We start from the raw sequence: 18,882 nt of genomic DNA, 5'->3' as shown, positions 1-18,882 counted from the left end.
TGTTTGACCCGCCTATAACTCGCGCGTGACGCGCAACACTTCTTCCTGGGTGCTGATGCCCTGCTCCACCCAGCGCTGGGCATCCTCGCGCAAGCTGCGCATGCCCGATTCACGGGCTGCCTGTCGCAAGGCGGCTTCGGCACCCGCGGCATTTAACAGGTGCTGGGCCCGCTCATCAATCCGATACAGCTCGTGAATACCGGTGCGCCCCTGGTAACCGGTATGGCCGCACTGTTCACAACCTTCCGGGCTGGCTCGATACTGCCCCTGGTCCGCGGGCTGACGACAATGCAGGCACAGCTTGCGTATCAGCCGCTGGGCCAGCACACCGCGCAGCGTGGACGCCAGCAAAAACGGCTCCACCCCCATATCCACCAGACGGGTAGCAGCAGACACGGCATCGTTGGTGTGCAAGGTGGCCAGGACCAGATGGCCGGTCAGGGATGCCTGCACCGCAATCTGCGCCGTTTCCAGGTCGCGGATTTCTCCGATCATGATAATGTCCGGGTCCTGCCGCAAGATGGCACGCAAGGCGCGTGCAAAGCTCAGTTCAATACGCGGATTGACCTGCGTCTGGCCTACGCCGGGCAAGTCATACTCAATCGGGTCTTCGACGGTGAGCACATTGCTGCGCGCTGTGTCGACGCGACCCAAGGCTGCATACAAGGTTGTGGTTTTCCCGCTGCCGGTGGGCCCGGTGACCAGCACAATGCCATGAGGCTGGTGAATCAGCTCATCAAGCTGGGCCAGGATGTCCGGGGCCATTCCCAGCCGCTCCAGCTCCAGTTGTCCGGCCGACTTGTCCAGCAAACGCATGACGGCACGCTCGCCATGGCCGGTAGGCAGAATCGATACGCGCAGGTCCAGGGCCCGCCCCCCCACCTTCAGGGCGATGCGGCCATCCTGAGGGAGCCGCTTTTCAGCAATATCCAGGCTGGCCATGATCTTGATACGCGACACCAGGGCACCGTGCAAGGCGCGCCGTGGGCTGACAATATCGCGCAAACGGCCATCCACCCGGTAACGCACCACCGAATGGGTTTCATAGGGCTCCAGGTGAATATCACTCGCTCCGTCCCGCACTGCCTGGGTGAACAAGGCGTTAATCATGCGGATAACCGGTGCATCGTCCTGGTTCTCCAGCAAATCGGTCACGGCGGGCAATTCCTGCATCAAGCGATCCAGGTCCACCTCATTGGCCGCCGCATCCACCACGCTGGCGGCATCGTCTCCCTGCGCATAACTGGTATCAATCAGGGTGTCGAGCTGGGCATCGGGCACTTGCCGTTCCTCGAACTCGGGGTAACGACGACGCAACTCCACCAAAGCCCAATCTGGCGTGCGCTCGCTGATGACCCGCGTTCCCACGCCTTGCTGCTGCGTCAGCACGGCCCGGTGCTGACGTGCCCAGGAATACGGCAAACGACTCATAGTGTCTCCCGCAAGTCGACGGCGCCTGGCGCGCCGGCAGCTTGTGGCAGCACCATATGCTCCGCATCCGGATGGAACCAGGTGGAGCGGTCCGGCAAAGTGGTCTGCAGCGCACGCATATAGTTGTAGCGGTCCAGGGACAAGCTCTGGCTATCCTGGGCATTGCGCACGATATGGGGGCGCAAAAACACCATCAGATTAGTCTTGCTGCGCTTGCGCTTCTCGTATTTAAAAAGATTGCCCACCAACGGAATATCGCCCAGCAAGGGAACCGACTGCTGACCATCCTCAATCGAGTCTTCCAATAAGCCGCCCAGCACAATAATCTGCCCATCATCGACCAGCACATTGGTACTAAGCGCACGTTTACGCGTGACAGGCGTGCTGGGTGATACCGACGTCGTAGGGTCCAGGCTGCTGACCTCCTGGTACAGAGCCATCTTGACGGTCCCACCTTCGGAGATCTGCGGACGCACTTTCAGGGTCAGGCCCACATCCTCGCGCTGAATGGTCTGAAAGGGATTACTGGCCCCATCACCCGTGGTCGTGTACTGCCCCGTCACAAAGGGCACGGTACGGCCCACCATGATGCTGGCTTCTTCGTTATCGAGCGTCATCAGGTTGGGCGTGGACAGAATATTAATGCCGCCCTGGCGCTCCATCGCCCGGGCCAGGACGCCCAGATTGACAATCTGCTGGCCCAGCACGTTCACCGTACCTTTGACCACGCCCAGACTTAAACCCGCCGCCAACGAATCCAGGGTGGTCACCCCGGCCTTGTTAATCCCGCTGCCGCCCAGATTGGCGCCCCCGACAAAACCTGAACCTCCATCGGCAATATTGCCACCGCCTGTCATCCACTGGATGCCAAACTCGGCCGCATTCTCCGCATTCACCTCCACAATCAAGCTCTCGACCAGCACTTGAGCGCGACGTTGATCCAGTTGATCGATCACTTCACGCAAGCTGCGGTAAACAGGATCAGGGGCCGAAATGATCAGCGTGTTCGTGGATGGATCAGCCTGCACAGTGGCACCGCCAGCGCTAAAGGCCACGGTGCCGCTGGCATTGTTTGCGGCGCTCAAACCCATCTCGGCCTGAGGCTGCTGCTTGGCAGTGGCCGACGTGTCCATGGCCTTGGCACCGCCGGTGATACCGGCATTGGCGGCGGGTGCCAGGCTATTGCTATTTGACTGTTGATTCCCGGTGCTCGCGTTCCCCGAAGCCGCTTGACCGGTCAGGGCCCCGCGCAGCACCTCAGCCAGCTGCACCGCCTGAGCATTGCGCAGATAGACCACATGCAAATTGCCTTTATTGCTTTCCGGGCTGTCAATACGCCGGATCAGGTCACGGGCCAGATCCAGCCGGGCCGGACTGCCTGCCCGCACCAGGACCGAGTTGCTACGCGGGTCGGCCACCACCGTAATGCGCTGCGCCACATCGTTGCCGGGCGTATCGAGCATTTGCGAGGCCAGGGCTGCCACATCCAGGGCCACGCCGTAGTCAATCGGGATAATGTCCGTGTTCAAGCCCGCGGGGGTATCGATCCCCGCAATGACCTGGGCGATACGGTCCAGATTGTCACCGTAATCGGTCACCACCAGCGTATTGTTGGACGGGTAGGCATTGATGGGATTATTGGGCGAAATCATCGGCCGCAGCACCGGAACCAAGGCGGTCGCATTTTCATAACGCAAGGTAAACACCCGCGTTTCCAGCTCGCCGCTGCCACTGGCCCCGGTACCAGCCGCCCGCACCGCACCGCCCTGCTGGCGCGCTTCGGCTTCAGGGACCACCCGACTGATCTTGCCATTACGCAGGACGGCAAAGCCTTGCATCCGCAGCGCCGACAGCAGCATCTCGTAGGCCGTTCTGGCGTCTACCGGCACCTCTGACACCAGCGTCAACTGCCCTTTCACGCGCGGGTCCACAATAAAATTCTGACCCGTGAAACGGGCCAGAGCCGCCACCACGCCATCCAGCTCCGCATCCACAAAATTGAGCGTAATGTCGTCGCCTTGCGGGAACTCGGCCGGGTCCGGCAAATCGATAGGCGCCGCACTGCCCCCGACCCGCTGCGGTACCCGCCGCGTGACGGCCGCAGAGGCCGCATTGCTATTGGCAAAGCGCGGATCAGCCTGCCCGCTGCGTACCGGCGCCTTGCCCACTGAGGCAAAAAAAGAAGAAGGGTCGGGACCGGGCTCAGGTTTCTGACCATTGCTGGCACAGGCGCTCAACAGCACGGCTGCACCCAGGCTTAAGAGGAAGCGAGGCCGCAGCCCAGGAAGTCGTTTAGTCAAGGTACTCATAGTCAAAATATCGTTAATCCTGCTTGCTAGTCGTTGTGGCTATCCGCCAATGGGTCACGCCCTGACGCTGAGGCCCCAAGGCCTCTAATAACTCATTAAATCGTTGATCGTCGGCCTGTCTGGGTTGAGCGCGCCCTTCAAACAGGCCGCCCTCCGGCCCCCACTGACCTTGCCCGGCCAAAGTGAAGTCTCCTTGAAGTGTGCGCAGACCCAGTTGAACGCCCTGCCTCTTGCGGCTGACCAGCAACTGGTAATCGCCTAACTGAGCCTGTGCTGCCAAGGCAGAGCGCGCATTGCGCCAGTCCAGTTCCAGCAGCGGACCGGTCGTGGCTGCCAACGCCTGACTGGGCCAACGCAGCTGTAACTGACCTTGCGGTTGCACGGTCTGCAACAAGGGATGCAGACGCCCCAAAAGTGCTGCGGGCACCGTCAGGCTTTGGCCGGATATTCGCCAGCCCTGCAGGCTGGCTTGCAGTCGCACAGGCTGATCCAGCCAATCATGGTTCAATTCCATTTGCGGCCAAGGGGTCAAGCGCCAACGCCAGCTCACCGGCCCAGGAACCGTACGGGCCAGCAGTCCCGAGCCCACGACCAGCAAGCCTTGTCCCGAAGCCAGGCTGCCATGCGCGGTTTCAAGCCGCAAAGGCAAGCGCTCCGGCTGCCAGATCAGCATCAGACGGGCTGGCAAAAAAGGCACCGCGGCCAACAACAGTCCCATCGTCAGCAAGGCCAACACGAAAATCTTGGTGAGTTTTTTCATGAGGGCTCTCCGGTGCGCAGCACAATACGCCCATCCAGCAGCCCTGCACGCTCCCGGCTATCCACCACCGAGCGACTGAGACTGAGCTCCTGGACAGCAAAACCCAAAACACGGGGAGTCTGCAGCAGCCAGTCCATCAGGGCCGGAGCCGCTACGGCCTGACAGATCAAGACACGCTGCCCGACCGGCGACTCCTCTGTCTGACACTGAGCGCCCAACGTTTGCAAACTGCGCTGCAAGGCCTTGTCCTGCCCCTGCGCATCGACCGACGTCACCAGTGCTTTATCCAGAATATGAATCTGCGCCAAGACTGTTTGCAACTGCGCCATCTCGTACTGCAGGCGCGGCAATTCCTGTTTGGCCAGGGCCAGATCACGAACAGCGGGGCGCACCAGCAGCAGCCACAAGAACATCAAGGCCAGCAAAGCGCCCAATACAGACAAGGCCAGTTGATCCCGGCGGCTCAAGGCCTGCCAATACTGTCTGGCAATGGCGAGCTTGCCTTGCACGGTCAGCAGGACAGGCTGGAGGGCAGTGAATTTGCTCATTGCTGTGCCTCCTGCTGGCTGGATTGCCCCTCTTTGCGCAAACCTATTTCCCACTGGCGGGCCGAATCCCCCTGCTTCCAGGTCAGTTCGGACTCGGCAGGCAAGGGCTGTGCCGGCAAGTCACTGGCCAGCGTCAGACGCAACTGCTGATCGTCGAAATGCAGTGCGCGCACCTGCCCCTGCAAGGCTGGCCACTGTATGGCACTGCTCATCAACAAGCGATCAAACGGCGCGGAGGCAGGACTTTTCTCCGCCAGCAAGGCATCACGATGCTGGCTGGCCTGCGTCAAGGGCGCGACGATGACAGGCAAATGCGGCAAGGCTTGTCGAACCGCCTGCTCCATCTGGGTCTGCAGCTGTTTCGTCTGGGACCGCAAGGCCTGTGCCTGCTGCTGCAAAACCAATGTCCAGCTCAGCACGGCGGCCAGCGTCCACCAAAGGCTGTGGCGCACGAGGCGACTTGTGCCGCTGGCGGCCATCTCGGGCATCAGCAAGGAACAGGCTGGCACCGTCACGCTCGGCCCCTTGCCCTGTCGATCCTGTGCGTGAGCCTCGGACCAGGGATAAACCGCGCTCAAAGGCAGACCTGTCTGGCGGGCCTGCGCTCCCAACGCCAGCAAAGGCTGCCGCTCTGTCCAGGCCAACTGACTCAACCCGGAAGAATCGGGGGCCGAACACGCCACCCACACCTGTTCAATCGGACTCAGACACAGGGGTTCCACGGCGCTGCAGGCCACAGCCTGCCGCCGCGACGCACTGACCGCGGGAAGGCGCAGCTCGGTCACCGTTGCCATCCCTGCCGGCAAAACCAGCTCTAAGGAGCGGGCCTGGGTCTTGAGCTCGTCAAGTTCTCCTCGCCCGCGGCGCAAGACTTTGGCGCGTTTGTCCCGCAGCACAAAGTCCACCGGCTGACCCAGCCTGGGTGGCACGTCCAGATAAATACGCAGCACTTTACTCATCACTTCAACGAATCCAGACAATCCGGCTGCGATCGGCGGCCCTGTGGATCAGGGCCTGAGTCGCCACCCGGCTATGGTCAAGTCGCAACTCACCACTTAATAAAAACCATTCACTGCGCACTGTCAGTGTTTGCCCCTTGAGCCCTTCTTGCGCCTGCAGGCGCGCCTGCACATCTGCCTGATCCCGGAACCATTGCCCCCGGTCACGCTGCTCCAGCAGTCCTCGCCACTCCACCAGACTGACCGAGGGCTGCACGGCGGCGAGCACCTGAGCGCTGGCCGTATTCACATTCAGAGACTTGGCCTGCGGCAAATAGCTCAGATAAGGCTCCAACTGCTTGGCCAGTACGGGTGCATCCGGGAAGAAATCCTGCAAATGAGTGGGCCAGGGTGCCTGCCCCGCCTGTGCCCGCTCCAGGCGCTGAGCCAGCTCAAGCGCCAGAGAAGGCGTTTGCTGAATACTGCGCAGCAACTGCTCCAGCGCCTGCACATACATGGCCTGTACACGCCCCTCCCGCAATAACAGGGCCAGATTGAACTTGCCCTGCTCATCCTGGATGTAACCGGAGAAATAGGCAGCCCGGGTCTTGTCCGGCGTCTCTACCTTGAGCTCACTGAGGGCCTGGGCCCACAGACCACCCTTGTGAGTGACCGCCGTGCGCTGCGAATCCAGGCGCAGTACCAGCACCGCCCAATCCAGCGCACCACGAAGCAACCAGTTGGCCTGAAGATAGTCACGCTCACTGGCCAACTGGCTTGCCAGCCCGCTTTGACGCTGCACAATGCCCATGGTGGCAATGGACACCGCCATCACCAGCACCAACGCATTGATCACGGCCATGCCTTGTTGTCTGGCGCGTGTCATAGCAGCATCACCACCTTGCGATAGGGATGCTCCTGACCTTCGAGCTGCACGGTCAGCTCGATTCCTGTGGCCGCTGCTCCCGCCTGCTCGGGCCAGGGCCAACTTTGCCAGCCGCGCGCCGGAATCCAGATACGTAAATTCCATGCGCTGACCTGCTCCAGAACATCTTGCAAAGGTCCCAGTTCGGGCAAGGGGTAAGCCGTTCCGGCCAGACTCATCGCTCGTTGCAAAACCCCATGCTGCAAACGCCATTGAATATGCTGGGTGCCCGCCCCTGCGTCGGCGCGACGCTCAATCATCAGGATGGCCGGCCCCTCGCCCTGAGCCTGCCAGCGGATACTGGCCGGCAGGACCGCCGTCGCTGCGCCCGGGTCTTGGGCAGACAGCACGGGGGGTAGATGCAGTTCCAGATCGCGCCCCATTTGGGACAGGACATTGAACAGGGCCTGGGTCTGACGCGCCTGACGACTGAGTTGCTCATCGGCGTGCAAGACTGCGTCCAGACCACGCCAGGACATCAGGCTGATCAAGGCCATGATGGTCAAGGCCACCAACATTTCCACCAGCGTAAATCCCTCCTGAGCCGGCTCTGTCATGGCAAGGACGCCAGGGTCGCATGCAGTTCAGTCAGCACGGGGCCATTGGGCAAGAAAGTCTGAATCGTCACCTGACGAAAGAAACGATTGGCCGTGGGTTGCACCGTCTGTCTGCACTGCAGATCCAAGCCCCCTTGGCGACACGACACCACCGTTTCACCGGGCTCGGGAAACAGACGACGCAATCGCATCTCGGCCATCACGCTGTCGGCGGCCAGCAAGGCCAGGCTGCGCTCATGCATGGCCTGGCTGCCCGAGGCACTCAATCCCAGCGCCCGCAGCCCGGCAGTCAGCGCCACCGACACAATGGCCAGCGCAATCAATACTTCTATCAAACTCATGCCGCGCTCAGTCATGACTGCACATCAAAAAGGCCCGTGGGATCGCTGCGCAAATGCAGGACCTCATGACCATCATCCAGCTCCAGCTGACGCGGCGCAGACAACCACTCATTGACGAAAACCCACGGTCCTGCCGGTTCCAGGCGCACACGCAGCGCCTCCAGCGACCAGGAGCGCGCAGGAAACAATTGTGCAAAGCGGGCCTGGTCGCGCAACCAGCCCGGCGTTGGGCTGGAACCATCGGTGGCATCCGGAATCAGGCTGAAGCGATAACCCTGCTGATCGGCACTCCAGATCACACTTCGGCCGCTTTCACGCACATAGCGCTGTACATCGGCCAGGCGCAGAGCCAGCTGGCGGGCTTCCCGCTGTATTTCCTGATCACGATCCAGTACCAGCACACTCAAGCCGGCGCTGCTGACGATGCCCACGATCAGCAAGACCACCAAAGTCTCGATCAAGGAAAAGCCCCGTTGTGTCACGTCAGTCCCAGTTGCCTATGTCCGCGTCACTGCCGGACCCGCCGGCCTGCCCGTCCGCCCCCAAGGAGAACACATCGATCTCGCCATTAACGCCGGGTTGCAGATACTGATAGGGATTGCCCCAAGGGTCATTAGGCAAACGGTCCATATACGAGCGCCAGTTACGAGGCTCTGGCGGCTGCGAGGGCCGCTGATGCAAGGCAGCCAGACCTTGGGCCGTGCTGGGGTAGCGACCGTTATCCAGGCGATACAGCTTGAGCGCCTGGGTCAGGGCGGCAATGTCCTGACGGGCCGCCACTGCGCGCGCCTGATCGGGGCGATCCATGAGGCTGGGAACTACCAAGGCCGCCATAATGCCCATGATGACCACGACCACCATGACCTCAATCAGAGAAAAACCTTGTTGAACGCGCGAGCGGGCCGGTCTGGCCAGGGTACGCGCCGGCGTACGAAATAAAATAGGACGAGACATGAAAGAAGTAAGTCACCCAAAAAGACAAGCTCCTGTCATACGGGCTTCATGCAGCACACGCACAATAAGAGCTCTTAAGACAGCCAAACAGGCCGTCTGCCAAAGCACTATGCGATGCAGTCTAAATGGGTATTATTTCCGCCATATTTCCGTCACATCTTTGGCTGCGTTTGTGTCAGGCCGGCGTTGTGCTGGCCTTGATCACGCTGCTGATCAACCTGTTCCTACCTTCGCAGGACACGATTGCTCCCGTGCTGGACGAAGACCACAGTGAGCAGATCAGCACCCGGCAAATCGCGCAATGGTTTGGCGGCAGCACGGCCCTGCCGGAGTTGCGCTTGCACGGCATGATTGTGAGCGGCACGGGCGGCGCCGCCCTGCTCAGTATCAATCAGCAGTCTGTACGGGCGTATCGCCCTGGTCAGGAGCTGGCTCCCGGCGTGTTGCTGGACTCGATACAGCGCGAGCACATCGTGATCACAGTCGATTCCGTCCCTCAGCACATCGCCACCGAGCGCAAAGGTCCTGTTGCCATTCCCGGTATCCGGCAAGGGGCTCAGCCCTGACATAAACAGTTAGCAGTATGATCTGAGGCTGTCGTCCTTCTTTGCCCTGGTGGCTAATGCCCGCTTTACTTCGTCACTGGTTTGACAGCCTGCGCCCCAAGTCCCTGGCCATTGCACGCCCGGAAATGTTGCGTGCCACCTTTGGTGCCACGCTCAGCGTGCTGATTGTTTCCTCCCTGAGCCTGTACCTGTCGGATTTTGCGCATACACATCATTGGCTGGTGGCCTCTCTGGCAGCCAGTGCCTTGCTGATTTTCCTGGTTCCGACCAGCCCCCTGGCTCAGCCCTGGAATGTGTTGCTGGGCAATCTGGTGGGCGCGCTGACGGGCATTAGCTGCGCGATTTTTCTTCCTCATCCGATTGCTGCTATTACGATGGCCGTGTGCCTGAGCATGCCGGTCATGCTGGCCTTGCGCTGCGTCCACCCGCCCAGCCTGGCGATGGCCGTCTTTCCGGCCCTCAATGGCATTCAGAATTATGACTTCGTGCTGTTTCCGGTGATGTTTGACTCCAGCCTGCTGATTATGCTTGGCATGCTGTACAACCGCCTGACAGGCGTGGCTTACCCGCCAGTCCATAAACCCGCCACGCGCGCGGTCACGACACCATCACGCTTTACCGACCAGGATTATGATGCAGCGCTTAGCCATTACAAGCAGACGCTGAATATCAGTCACGATGATCTGGAAAAACTGGTCAGCTATGTGCATCAGTCGGCATTCCGGCGCAATCTGGGCACCCGTCGCTGCGCGAGCCTGATGAACGATGCCCCGCTGTCCTGCCAGGCCGACACGCCCTTGCAACAGGCCTGGGACCTGATGCGCGAGCGCAGGATCAAGGCCTTGCCGGTGCTGGACCAGAACAAGCAGGTGATCGGCATTCTGGCCCTGTCTGACTTTTTACAGCGTGCCGGGCTGGATCAGCCCGATAATCTGCGCCAGCGACTCCGGCGCTTCCTGAGCCCCCGACAGCGTTCGGCACCTACCGTGGCCGATATCATGACCAGTCCCGCCGTCACTGCCAATGCCAACTGGTCGGTGGCCGAACTGATCCCCCTGTTCAGCCAGGGACGGCATCGCCACATGCCGGTGGTCAACGATCACCAAGAGCTGGTGGGCATGATTACTCAGTCGGATCTGATGCTGGAGCTCTTTCGCATTCTGCAGCCAGCCCGCAACATCCAGGGCCAATAGCTAGAACACCCCAAAAAAAATCCCCCTGTTTGCCATCGCCAAACAGGAGGGACAGGTCAGCGCCAGTCGTGTGAGCACTGGCACGGAACCGCTTTACTGTGCCTGCAAGACACCCCGACGCAGCTGGTCGCGCTCAATCGATTCAAACAAGGCCTTGAAGTTGCCTTCACCAAAGCCGTCATCACCCTTGCGCTGGATGAACTCGAAAAACACCGGGCCCATCAAGGTTTCAGAAAAAATCTGCAGCAAGAGACGGCGGTTGCCCCCTTCCGATGTGCCATCGAGCAAGATGCCGCGGCGTTGCAACTCGGCAGTAGGCTCGCCATGTCCGGGCAAGCGGCCCTCCAGCATCTCGTAATAGGTTTGTGGTGGCGCAGTCATAAAACGCATGCCCATCGCCTTGAGCTTGTCCCAAGTGGCAATCAGATCGTCTGTCAGAAAGGCAACGTGCTGAATCCCTTCCCCGTTAAATTGCATCAGGAACTCTTCGATCTGGCCCGACCCCTTGGCGGACTCCTCATTCAAAGGAATACGAATTTTGCCATCGGGAGCCGTCATCGCCTTGGAGGTCAGACCGGTGTACTCCCCCTTGATATCGAAGTAGCGAATCTCGCGGAAATTGAACAGATGCTCGTAGAACTGGGCCCAGTAGGCCATGCGACCGCGGTAGACATTATGGGTCAGGTGATCGATCTCTTTAAGACCTGCACCCACAGGATGACGGTCCACCCCTTCCAGATAAACAAAGTCGATATCGTAAATGGAGTTACCTTCGCCAAAGCGGTCGATCAGGTACAGGGGAGCGCCGCCGATGCCCTTGATGGCGGGCAAACGCAACTCCATGGGGCCGGTCGGAATGTCCACAGGCTGGGCGCCCAGTTCCAGTGCGCGCTCGTACGCTTTTTGCGCATCGCGCACCCGAAACGCCATGCCGCAAGCCGATGGGCCATGCTCGGCTGCAAAATAAGCCGCCTGACTCTTGGGTTCTTCGTTCAGGATCAGATTGATTTCCCCCTGGCGATACAGAGAGACTTTCTTGGAACGGTGCACGGCCACTTTGGTAAATCCCATCATCGCAAAGACGGGTTCCATCAGACCAGGCTGGGGAGAGGCAAATTCGATGAACTCAAAGCCCATCAGGCCCATAGGATTGTCAAACAAGTCAGTCATGGCAGACTCCAGTTGTAATCAGGTAATCAAAGATGGCGTGAAACGCCTTGCAACTTGGACTCAGACCGTGCAGGGGGGCGCGCAGGATACCCCGCGCACACTGCGTGCCAAGTGATCACCAAACAACAATTGAAATCCCAGAACTCTCACAGGCTCTGCTCCAGTGGGCGGGAACCCGAAATGCGCTCCCGATGCCGATTCCCATTATGAGGGGGGCCGTCGCTCAACCGCCATAGAGCATTACCCTAGCGGTCTAAACCACCCGGCCTCTGACACGAAACAAGCGGGCAGAAAAAAGCCTCCACAATGGAGGCTTCCCAAACTGTTACCGGCGTCGGCCAAGACTGGCCAAATCAGGCCTGGTTCAGAATGGTTCAGGCTGGGTCAGCAGCACGCAGATCACGGGGTTGGATCAGCGATTCGGCACGCAATACCTCGTTCAGGGTTTCAGCGTCCATCAGGCCACGCTTGAGAACCACATCACGAATGTTGGTACCGGTCTGGAAGGCTTCGGCGGCAACCGAGGTAGCCGCTTTGTAACCGATGAACGGATTCAAGGCAGTCACCAGCGAAATGGAACGCTCGATATTGCTCTCCAGGCATTCACGGTTGGCCGTGATCCCCACCACGCAGAACTGAGTCAACGTGTCGCATGCATTGCTCAACAAAGCCATGCTACGCAACAGGGAATGAATAATCACGGGCTCAAACGCGTTCAACTGCAGTTGACCTGCTTCGGCGGCCATGGTCACGGTCATGTCAGCACCGATCACTTCAAAGGCAACCTGGTTGACCACTTCTGGAATCACCGGATTGACCTTGCCAGGCATGATGGACGAGCCAGCTTGCACGGCAGGCAGACAAATTTCACCCATACCGGCACGAGGACCGCTCGAGAGCAGACGCAAGTCATTGGACAGCTTGGACAGTTTGACGGCAGCGCGCTTCAACACGCCCGACAGGTGCAGGAAACCACCGCAATCCTGCGTTGCTTCGATCAGGTCCGCCGATACGCGCAACGGCACACCGGACAGCTCAGACAAGGCAGCCACCGCCAGCTCGGCGTAATCAGGGTGGGCCGTAATGCCCGTGCCAATGGCGGTACCGCCCAGATTCACGTCACACATCAGTTTGCGCGATTCCTTCAGGCGCACGATGTCTTCGTTAATCATGGTGGCAAACGCGTTGAACTCCTGACCCAGGGTCATGGGCACTGCATCTTGCAGCTGGGTGCGACCAATCTTCATGTACGAGGAGAATTCCTCGGACTTTTTCAGGAACGCATCACGCAAACGCTCCATGGAGGCAAACAAGGGGTCCAGCGAACGGTAGGCCGCCAGATGCAGCGCCGTCGGGTAAACGTCGTTGGTGCTTTGGGCCATGTTCACATCTTCATTGGGGTGAAGATACTGGTATTCGCCCCGCTTGTGACCCATATGCTCCAAGGCCAGATTACAAATAACCTCGTTGGCATTCATATTGGTCGAGGTACCGGCGCCACCTTGAATCATATCTACCACGAAATGCTCGTGACATTTACCCGTTTGAACGGCTTGACATGCCGCCACGATGGCATCGTGCTTGTCCTGCTCCAACAAACCCAGTTTGAAATTGGCCTGCGCAGCGGCCTGCTTGACCAGCGCCAGAGCATTAATCAGTTCCGGGTAAGTTGAAATAGGCGTACCGGTAATGTGGAAATTCTCCTTGGCACGCAAGGTATGAACACCATAATAGACTTCATCGGGGACTTGTCGGTCTCCCAGCAAATCATGTTCGATACGGAACTGACTCATAATTCCTTCGTTTCCTTAATAACGATAGCAAGACTTTTCTGACACGCCTCATACTCGATCCCGGACTACAAACGGAACAAAGCCCTGCCATTTCTTGCGAACTTGGCAGGGGCTCGGGGACATGCTGGCAAATACCGCCAATAAGCTTTGGATAATGCTTGCATCCAAATCTGGAAAGCAAAGGCCCGTAAAAAACGGGCCTCTATTGCAATCCGCCACGCGGGGTGAATGATCCAACCGCCTTTTTTGAAGGCATCGTCGAGCTCGGGAAGCGCTGGGAACATTGTAAACGCCGAGCGCACGCGTGTACGCCGTTTTACGGTTTTTCTTGGATTGAGCTGCCTTATCGGACGAACCTACGGTTGAAAACACGCTTAATTTAGCCGTGTATGTCTGGCATAGCTCGCTCATCCTGCCTGCAACCTGCTAAGGGTTCCGACGTGATGAACGTTGCGCGCTTGCATCATTTTGGGGCCTAAATGTCATAAGACTCCCAGGCACAGAAGGCATCAGATCGTCGTGACAGACCGATAGGAAGTTCACACACCTTGCAGTTTGAGAAAAAAAGGAAGGCGAAAGAGTATACCCAGGCTTTAACGCTATTCCATAAAAGTATGGCTGCCTATACTGAAAAAAACTGGTCTTATTTTACTAAATGAAAATTCCTGATCAATAAAAGATGTTTAAATCAGACAAAATGGAATTAAAAAATAAGATCAATTTCCACATTAAAAGCAGCGGCTCAGTAATAAAAGAAAGCAAACCCGTTTTTATTGGGTTTTGTTGATTCTTTCTAAATAACTACTGCTCTTTGCCGCGCCCTCCTTAACGGCACAGCACTATGAAATTACTCGATCTGAAATATCAAACCATCCTGAGCGAATCACAGCGCCGGGCTCATCCTAAAACCGAGGATATCGAACTGTGTTTGCGCGTTCTGTCGCTGGCCTCCAGCATTAATCGCGCCTCCAGCACTGTTTTGAACGAGTTCGGCCTATCCGAAGGACGTCTGGTCCTGTTGTTTTTGCTTAGCCGCCAGCCGTCGGGGCTGAGCCCGGCTCTGTTGGCAGAGCAGGCCGGTGTCACCCGGGCCACCATTACCGGGCTGCTTGACGGACTGGAACAGCAGCAGTTGCTGGTGCGACAAAACAATACCTCAGACCGCCGTGTGCTCACTGTTAAACTCACCGAAGCCGGACACGAATTGTGCGAACACCTGTTGCCCTATTACATCGACTGGCTCTCGGATGCCCTCAGTCATGTGCCACAGGATATGCGCCAACGCTTGTCCAGTTTGTTATCCAAAGCCTTGCAAGGCAATGAAACGCCGGAAGTCAAAGTTGAAAAGACTCACTCGCACCCCCTGCCCGGTACCCTGCAACGCAGTTATATGGCTTAAGACACCAGACCGTCTTGCCCGTGGGGCGACTGTGCTGTCGCCCCTCTCCCATCAAGGGTGGCGCCAGTATGGCTGCCACCCTTTGTTTACCCCCCTGCCAGGCTAACTCTATGGATACCGCCGTTATTGAAGCCATGAAAAAATGGCCCAATGTCCCCGCTGTCAGCGGCTATCTTTCCCTGGATCAATCCGGCCACTGGCGTCATCATCGGGCCGGTGATGCCAACCGGTATCCCGAGCAGCCCGGTGAGCGCATCACTCATCCAGGGCTGCTGGCTTTTTTCAATCGCAACTACCAGAGCGATGAGCAAGGCCGCTGGTTTATTCAGAATGGCCCTCAACGAGTCTACGTTCGGCTGGACGCTGCCCCCCTGATCGTGTCTCTGGCCCAGGACCTGCTTCATTTACAAGACCATACGGGCAGACAAGTCGACACCATCCAGGCCTGGTATCTCAGTGCCCAGGGCACACTCTATCTGCGCACGCCTGCCGGTCCCGCCTTGCTGTCAGGCCGTGATATTGCTGCCTTGCTGGACCAACTGCGCTCAGCCGATCAGGGACTGGACAGCCTGGATCTGGGGCAGCCCTGCCACTACGAAGGCTGGACATTGCCCGCCTATCCCGATGCCTGTCCGTTGACGGTGTGGTCTTCCTGCGTGTCACCGGCCCGGGAATTGGCGTATATTGTTTTGCCAGAGCCCGATCCAACTTGAACCGCCCTCACAGAATCTGCATGACCCAGCCATCCGCCTCTTTTTATTTTCCCGCCCCTCGTACACAAAACTTTTGCACTCAATGTGGCAGCAAGCTGACACGCATGGTGCCGCCAGACGATAACCGCATGCGCGACGTCTGCGAAAACTGTGGGGCCGTTCACTATCAGAACCCTCGCAATGTGGTCGGTATCGTTCCTATGTGGAAAGACGATCAGGTCTTGCTGTGCCGTCGAGCCATCGAGCCACGCTACAACACCTGGACGCTGCCGGCCGGCTTTATGGAGCTGGGCGAGACCCTGGTGCAGGGCGCCTTGCGTGAAATGGGCGAAGAAGCGGGCGCACAGGTCGAACCCGGCCCGCTTTTTACCGTCATCAGCGTGCCCTATGCAGAACAGGTGCATGTGTACTATCTGGCCAAAGTCACTAGCGATGTGCTGGACCCCGGCCCGGAATCCCTGGAAGCGCGCTTTTTTCACCTGGACGAAATTCCGTGGGACCAGCTGGCTTTCCGTACGGTCAGCGCCACGCTGGAACGCTACGTTCAGGACCACAAAGCCGGCCGCTTCCAAATCCACGAGTTTGATATCGCCCCCCGCGACCACGAGTAATCATGGCGCTGACATGGGTCACTGCAGAACAAGCCCTGCCTAACCCGGAACATGCCAGCCCTGACGGGCTGGTGGCTGCGGGCCTGGATTTGAGCGTCCCGCGTTTGCTGCAGGCCTATGGTCAAGGCATGTTCCCCTGGTACAGCCCGGGCGACCCGGTACTGTGGTGGTCTCCGGACCCGCGCATGGTGCTGGAGGTCGACAAGTTCAAGGTTTCCCGGTCCCTGGGCAAGAAATTGCGTCAGATTCATCGACAGCAGGATCTGGCCCAAGCTCGCATCCGCGTCACCTGCGATTTGGCCTTTGAGCAAGTAATTGGCCAATGTGCAGCCCTGCGCAGCATCACCGGAACCTGGATCAGCCCGGACATTCAAAAGGTCTATACCGAGCTGCACCACGAAGGCTATGCACACAGCATAGAAACCTGGGTGGACGGCAAGCTCGCTGGCGGTTTGTACGGTGTCAGTCTGGGGCGCTTCTTTTTTGGCGAATCCATGTTTGCCTTGCAAACCGATGCCAGCAAGATCGCCCTGGCTCATCTGGTGGAGTTTCTGAGGTTTGCCGGCGTGCCGTACATAGACTGCCAACAGGAAACCTCCCACCTGGCCAGTTTGGGCGCGGCCCCCATTCCCCGCAAGGCCTTCCTGCAAAAGCTGGCTTGGGCCACAAGCCAACCCGGCCCCGCCTGGCCAAGCGGGCCCCTGCCACTAGGCCTGCCCCCAACTTGCTAGGTGGGCGCGAGCATCCCATAATGGCTCTATCACGCTTGGCAGAGTCGCATGAATTATCCCAAAGCACCCAGTCCCCAAACGCTGCAATTCTATTCCACGGCCAGTTATCGTTGCAGCTACCTACCTGAACAACAGGCACGCTCTCTGGTTGCCGCTCCCGCCCATCTGATCAACGATGCGGTGTACTCCAGGCTGGTCCAGCAAGGGTTTCGGCGCAGCGGCACCTTTACCTACCGTCCTTATTGCGACCAATGCCGCGCCTGTCTGCCCTTGCGCTGCGATACCCAGAACTTCAAACCGGACCGCACCCAGCGCCGCGCTAAAAAACGCCACAGTACGCTGATCGTGCAGGATCTGCCTTTGCATTGGAACGCAGAACACTACGCGCTGTACCGCCGTTACCAGGCCAGTCGTCACCCCGGCGCGGGCATGGATGACGATGACCAGTCACAATATGCCCAGTTTTTGCTGGCCAGCCACGTCACTTCGCGCCTGCTGGAGTTTCGCGAGCCTGACGGCACCTTGAAAATTGTGGCAGTGATTGACGTGCTGCAAGACGGACTATCTGCCGTCTACACCTTTTTCGATCCCGATGACACCGGCAGTCTGGGCACCTATGCCGTACTGTGGCAACTGGACTATTGTCGTCAGCAATCGCTGCCCTGGCTCTATTTAGGCTACTGGATCGAAGAAAGCCGTAAAATGGCTTATAAAACCCGCTTTCGCCCCTACCAGCTCCTGATGAAAGGTCGTTGGGAATGGCTGGCTTAATGTCCTCTTTTATCGATCCCCATGTCTGCCTTATTCAGCCTTTATCCCTTGGCTCGTCGGGTGCTGTTCAGTCTGGATGCTGAACGCGCGCACGAACTGACTCTGAAATCTCTGCATTGCGCCCACCAAACCCCGCTTTTGGGAAATTTGCTCAAAGACCTGCCCAGCAAACCCCTGGAGTTAATGGGTTTGACGTTGCGCAATCCCGTGGGACTGGCCGCTGGCCTGGATAAGAACGGCGCCCATATCGATGCTTTGGGAGCACTGGGTTTCGGTTTTGTGGAAGTGGGTACGGTGACCCCGAAGCCGCAGCCCGGCAATCCCAAACCCCGTCTTTTTCGCTTGCCTGAGGCCCATAGCCTCATCAACCGGTTCGGCTTTAACAACCACGGGCTGGATACGTTTATCGACAATGTGCGTAAAAGTCAGTTTCGCTCCCAAGGAGGCATTCTCGGACTGAATATTGGCAAGAATGCCACCACCCCTATTGAGCAGGCTGACCAGGACTATCTGACCTGCCTGCGCGCGGTCTATCCGCACGCAGACTATGTCACTGTCAATATTTCCTCGCCCAACACCCAGAACCTGCGCGCGCTACAGGCACAGGACGAATTGGCTCGCCTCTTGGGCGCCCTGCAAACCTTGCGCGGTGAACTGGCCCAACAGTACCAGCGCTACGTGCCAATTGTGGTGAAAATCGCTCCTGATCTGGATCAGTCGCAAATCGACGCTATTGCCGAGACGGTTCCTTCGCAAGGCCTGGACGGCATCATCGCCACCAATACCACCCTGTCACGCGATGCAGTTAAAGGCTTGCAGCATAGTCAGGAACAAGGTGGCTTGTCCGGCCCTCCAGTCCATGAATTATCCTTGAACGTCATTCGTCGTCTGCGCGAACAGCTAGGCCCCGACTTCCCGATTATTGGTGTGGGCGGGATTGAGTCTGGTCGTCAGGCGCAGGAAAAAATTCAGGCGGGTGCACAAGCCGTGCAGCTTTATACCGGCTTGATTTACAAAGGCCCTGCGCTGATTTCCGAGTGTATTCGCGCGCTGTAACACACCTGTTGCCCGCTTGACGCGGGCAGTAGCATCCTCTTTAGCAACAAGCGCACAGATTGCCCAGCATGCAATAAAAAAGCCAGCTCAATGAGCTGGCTTTTTCTTTGGCACCT

Annotated in this window: 20 protein-coding genes; 8 read left to right on the top strand and 12 right to left on the bottom strand. The window is 58.5% G+C overall.

Features of this window, described 5'->3' with window-relative positions; genetic code table 11:
- Positions 1–12: 12 nt before the first annotated feature.
- Genes gspE through gspG form a run of 10 tightly spaced genes read right to left on the bottom strand, consistent with a single transcriptional unit; the run spans position 13 to position 8,763 of the window.
- Positions 13–1,431, bottom strand: coding sequence for a type II secretion system ATPase GspE (gspE, locus tag V6936_RS00240; protein WP_059318588.1), 1,419 nt, complete (start codon positions 1,429–1,431; stop codon positions 13–15).
- Positions 1,428–3,740 carry a type II secretion system secretin GspD gene (gspD, locus tag V6936_RS00235; protein WP_336579226.1) on the bottom strand — a complete coding sequence of 771 codons (2,313 nt, stop codon included), beginning with the start codon at positions 3,738–3,740 and terminating at the stop codon, positions 1,428–1,430. The genes gspE and gspD overlap by 4 nt, the downstream gene beginning before the upstream one ends.
- 13 nt (positions 3,741–3,753) lie before the next feature.
- A complete protein-coding gene (gene gspN / locus V6936_RS00230) occupies positions 3,754–4,500 on the bottom strand; it encodes a type II secretion system protein N (RefSeq protein ID WP_059318586.1) in 747 nt (248 codons plus the stop codon).
- Positions 4,497–5,048, bottom strand: a complete 552-nt coding sequence (gspM, locus tag V6936_RS00225; RefSeq protein WP_336579225.1) for a type II secretion system protein GspM — start codon at positions 5,046–5,048, stop codon at positions 4,497–4,499. The genes gspN and gspM overlap by 4 nt, the downstream gene beginning before the upstream one ends.
- Complete coding sequence (locus tag V6936_RS00220) at positions 5,045–6,007, bottom strand: GspL/Epsl periplasmic domain-containing protein (protein ID WP_336579223.1); 963 nt, start codon at positions 6,005–6,007, stop codon at positions 5,045–5,047. The genes gspM and V6936_RS00220 overlap by 4 nt, the downstream gene beginning before the upstream one ends.
- A gap of 4 nt (positions 6,008–6,011) precedes the next feature.
- On the bottom strand, positions 6,012–6,872 hold the full coding sequence (gspK, locus tag V6936_RS00215) for a type II secretion system minor pseudopilin GspK (RefSeq protein ID WP_003803151.1): 861 nt from the start codon (positions 6,870–6,872) through the stop codon (positions 6,012–6,014).
- Complete coding sequence (locus V6936_RS00210) at positions 6,869–7,468, bottom strand: PulJ/GspJ family protein (protein ID WP_003803149.1); 600 nt, start codon at positions 7,466–7,468, stop codon at positions 6,869–6,871. Before V6936_RS00210 ends, gspK begins: the two co-directional genes overlap by 4 nt.
- Positions 7,465–7,824 (bottom strand): type II secretion system minor pseudopilin GspI, encoded by a 360-nt coding sequence (gene gspI, locus V6936_RS00205; RefSeq protein WP_003803147.1) that lies wholly within the window; start codon positions 7,822–7,824, stop codon positions 7,465–7,467. Before gspI ends, V6936_RS00210 begins: the two co-directional genes overlap by 4 nt.
- On the bottom strand, positions 7,821–8,291 hold the full coding sequence (locus V6936_RS00200) for a prepilin-type N-terminal cleavage/methylation domain-containing protein (protein WP_131070833.1): 471 nt from the start codon (positions 8,289–8,291) through the stop codon (positions 7,821–7,823). Before V6936_RS00200 ends, gspI begins: the two co-directional genes overlap by 4 nt.
- 1 nt (position 8,292) lies before the next feature.
- Entirely contained in the window at positions 8,293–8,763 is a 471-nt protein-coding gene (gspG, locus tag V6936_RS00195) for a type II secretion system major pseudopilin GspG (protein ID WP_336579222.1), read from the bottom strand.
- A 125-nt stretch (positions 8,764–8,888) separates the two neighbouring features.
- Here gspG and V6936_RS00190 point away from each other — a divergent pair, with 125 nt between their 5' ends.
- Positions 8,889–9,329: a hypothetical protein gene (locus V6936_RS00190; protein WP_003803141.1), complete on the top strand. Its 441-nt coding sequence runs from the start codon at positions 8,889–8,891 to the stop codon at positions 9,327–9,329.
- Positions 9,330–9,385: 56 nt separating this feature from the next.
- On the top strand, positions 9,386–10,522 hold the full coding sequence (locus V6936_RS00185) for an HPP family protein (RefSeq protein ID WP_003803139.1): 1,137 nt from the start codon (positions 9,386–9,388) through the stop codon (positions 10,520–10,522).
- A 93-nt stretch (positions 10,523–10,615) separates the two neighbouring features.
- Here the strand turns inward: V6936_RS00185 and hppD are convergent, their stop codons facing one another.
- The gene (gene hppD, locus V6936_RS00180; RefSeq protein WP_003803137.1) at positions 10,616–11,692 is read right to left on the bottom strand and encodes a 4-hydroxyphenylpyruvate dioxygenase; all 1,077 of its coding nucleotides are present in this window, start codon (positions 11,690–11,692) and stop codon (positions 10,616–10,618) included.
- 374 nt (positions 11,693–12,066) lie between these two features.
- Complete coding sequence (gene aspA, locus V6936_RS00175) at positions 12,067–13,485, bottom strand: aspartate ammonia-lyase (RefSeq protein WP_003803135.1); 1,419 nt, start codon at positions 13,483–13,485, stop codon at positions 12,067–12,069.
- An 841-nt stretch (positions 13,486–14,326) separates the two neighbouring features.
- On the opposite strand from aspA, the gene V6936_RS00170 reads away from it, so the two are divergent.
- From V6936_RS00170 to V6936_RS00145, 6 genes are all read left to right on the top strand, one after another.
- Complete coding sequence (locus V6936_RS00170) at positions 14,327–14,884, top strand: MarR family winged helix-turn-helix transcriptional regulator (RefSeq protein WP_003803134.1); 558 nt, start codon at positions 14,327–14,329, stop codon at positions 14,882–14,884.
- Positions 14,885–14,994: 110 nt separating this feature from the next.
- Positions 14,995–15,597, top strand: a complete 603-nt coding sequence (locus tag V6936_RS00165) for a DUF2946 family protein (protein ID WP_003803132.1) — start codon at positions 14,995–14,997, stop codon at positions 15,595–15,597.
- Between the two features lie 20 nt (positions 15,598–15,617).
- Positions 15,618–16,208 (top strand): NUDIX hydrolase, encoded by a 591-nt coding sequence (locus V6936_RS00160; RefSeq protein WP_003803130.1) that lies wholly within the window; start codon positions 15,618–15,620, stop codon positions 16,206–16,208.
- A 2-nt stretch (positions 16,209–16,210) separates the two neighbouring features.
- Positions 16,211–16,939 (top strand): leucyl/phenylalanyl-tRNA--protein transferase, encoded by a 729-nt coding sequence (aat, locus tag V6936_RS00155; protein ID WP_131070834.1) that lies wholly within the window; start codon positions 16,211–16,213, stop codon positions 16,937–16,939.
- A gap of 48 nt (positions 16,940–16,987) precedes the next feature.
- Positions 16,988–17,710, top strand: a complete 723-nt coding sequence (locus V6936_RS00150; protein WP_003803127.1) for an arginyltransferase — start codon at positions 16,988–16,990, stop codon at positions 17,708–17,710.
- 21 nt (positions 17,711–17,731) lie between these two features.
- Positions 17,732–18,766 (top strand): quinone-dependent dihydroorotate dehydrogenase, encoded by a 1,035-nt coding sequence (locus V6936_RS00145; RefSeq protein ID WP_059318579.1) that lies wholly within the window; start codon positions 17,732–17,734, stop codon positions 18,764–18,766.
- Positions 18,767–18,882 lie beyond the last annotated feature (116 nt).

It is taken from the genome of Alcaligenes sp. CHO6, from assembly GCF_037120595.1.
Taxonomy (GTDB): Bacteria; Pseudomonadota; Gammaproteobacteria; order Burkholderiales; family Burkholderiaceae_B; genus Alcaligenes; species Alcaligenes ammonioxydans.
This window is presented reverse-complemented; position numbering and strand designations above follow the sequence as displayed.

Excerpts from the sequence above, each read along its gene's own strand:
- gspE (WP_059318588.1), bottom strand. The coding sequence starts at position 1,431 with ATGAGTCGTTTGCCGTATTCCTGGGCACGTCAGCACCGGGCCGTGCTG.
- gspD (WP_336579226.1), bottom strand. The coding sequence starts at position 3,740 with ATGAGTACCTTGACTAAACGACTTCCTGGGCTGCGGCCTCGCTTCCTC.
- gspN (WP_059318586.1), bottom strand. The coding sequence starts at position 4,500 with ATGAAAAAACTCACCAAGATTTTCGTGTTGGCCTTGCTGACGATGGGA.
- gspM (WP_336579225.1), bottom strand. The coding sequence starts at position 5,048 with ATGAGCAAATTCACTGCCCTCCAGCCTGTCCTGCTGACCGTGCAAGGC.
- V6936_RS00220 (WP_336579223.1), bottom strand. The coding sequence starts at position 6,007 with ATGAGTAAAGTGCTGCGTATTTATCTGGACGTGCCACCCAGGCTGGGT.
- gspK (WP_003803151.1), bottom strand. The coding sequence starts at position 6,872 with ATGACACGCGCCAGACAACAAGGCATGGCCGTGATCAATGCGTTGGTG.
- V6936_RS00210 (WP_003803149.1), bottom strand. The coding sequence starts at position 7,468 with ATGACAGAGCCGGCTCAGGAGGGATTTACGCTGGTGGAAATGTTGGTG.
- gspI (WP_003803147.1), bottom strand. The coding sequence starts at position 7,824 with ATGACTGAGCGCGGCATGAGTTTGATAGAAGTATTGATTGCGCTGGCC.
- gspG (WP_336579222.1), bottom strand. The coding sequence starts at position 8,763 with ATGTCTCGTCCTATTTTATTTCGTACGCCGGCGCGTACCCTGGCCAGA.
- V6936_RS00190 (WP_003803141.1), top strand. The coding sequence starts at position 8,889 with ATGGGTATTATTTCCGCCATATTTCCGTCACATCTTTGGCTGCGTTTG.
- V6936_RS00185 (WP_003803139.1), top strand. The coding sequence starts at position 9,386 with ATGCCCGCTTTACTTCGTCACTGGTTTGACAGCCTGCGCCCCAAGTCC.
- hppD (WP_003803137.1), bottom strand. The coding sequence starts at position 11,692 with ATGACTGACTTGTTTGACAATCCTATGGGCCTGATGGGCTTTGAGTTC.
- aspA (WP_003803135.1), bottom strand. The coding sequence starts at position 13,485 with ATGAGTCAGTTCCGTATCGAACATGATTTGCTGGGAGACCGACAAGTC.
- V6936_RS00170 (WP_003803134.1), top strand. The coding sequence starts at position 14,327 with ATGAAATTACTCGATCTGAAATATCAAACCATCCTGAGCGAATCACAG.
- V6936_RS00165 (WP_003803132.1), top strand. The coding sequence starts at position 14,995 with ATGGATACCGCCGTTATTGAAGCCATGAAAAAATGGCCCAATGTCCCC.
- V6936_RS00160 (WP_003803130.1), top strand. The coding sequence starts at position 15,618 with ATGACCCAGCCATCCGCCTCTTTTTATTTTCCCGCCCCTCGTACACAA.
- aat (WP_131070834.1), top strand. The coding sequence starts at position 16,211 with ATGGCGCTGACATGGGTCACTGCAGAACAAGCCCTGCCTAACCCGGAA.
- V6936_RS00150 (WP_003803127.1), top strand. The coding sequence starts at position 16,988 with ATGAATTATCCCAAAGCACCCAGTCCCCAAACGCTGCAATTCTATTCC.
- V6936_RS00145 (WP_059318579.1), top strand. The coding sequence starts at position 17,732 with ATGTCTGCCTTATTCAGCCTTTATCCCTTGGCTCGTCGGGTGCTGTTC.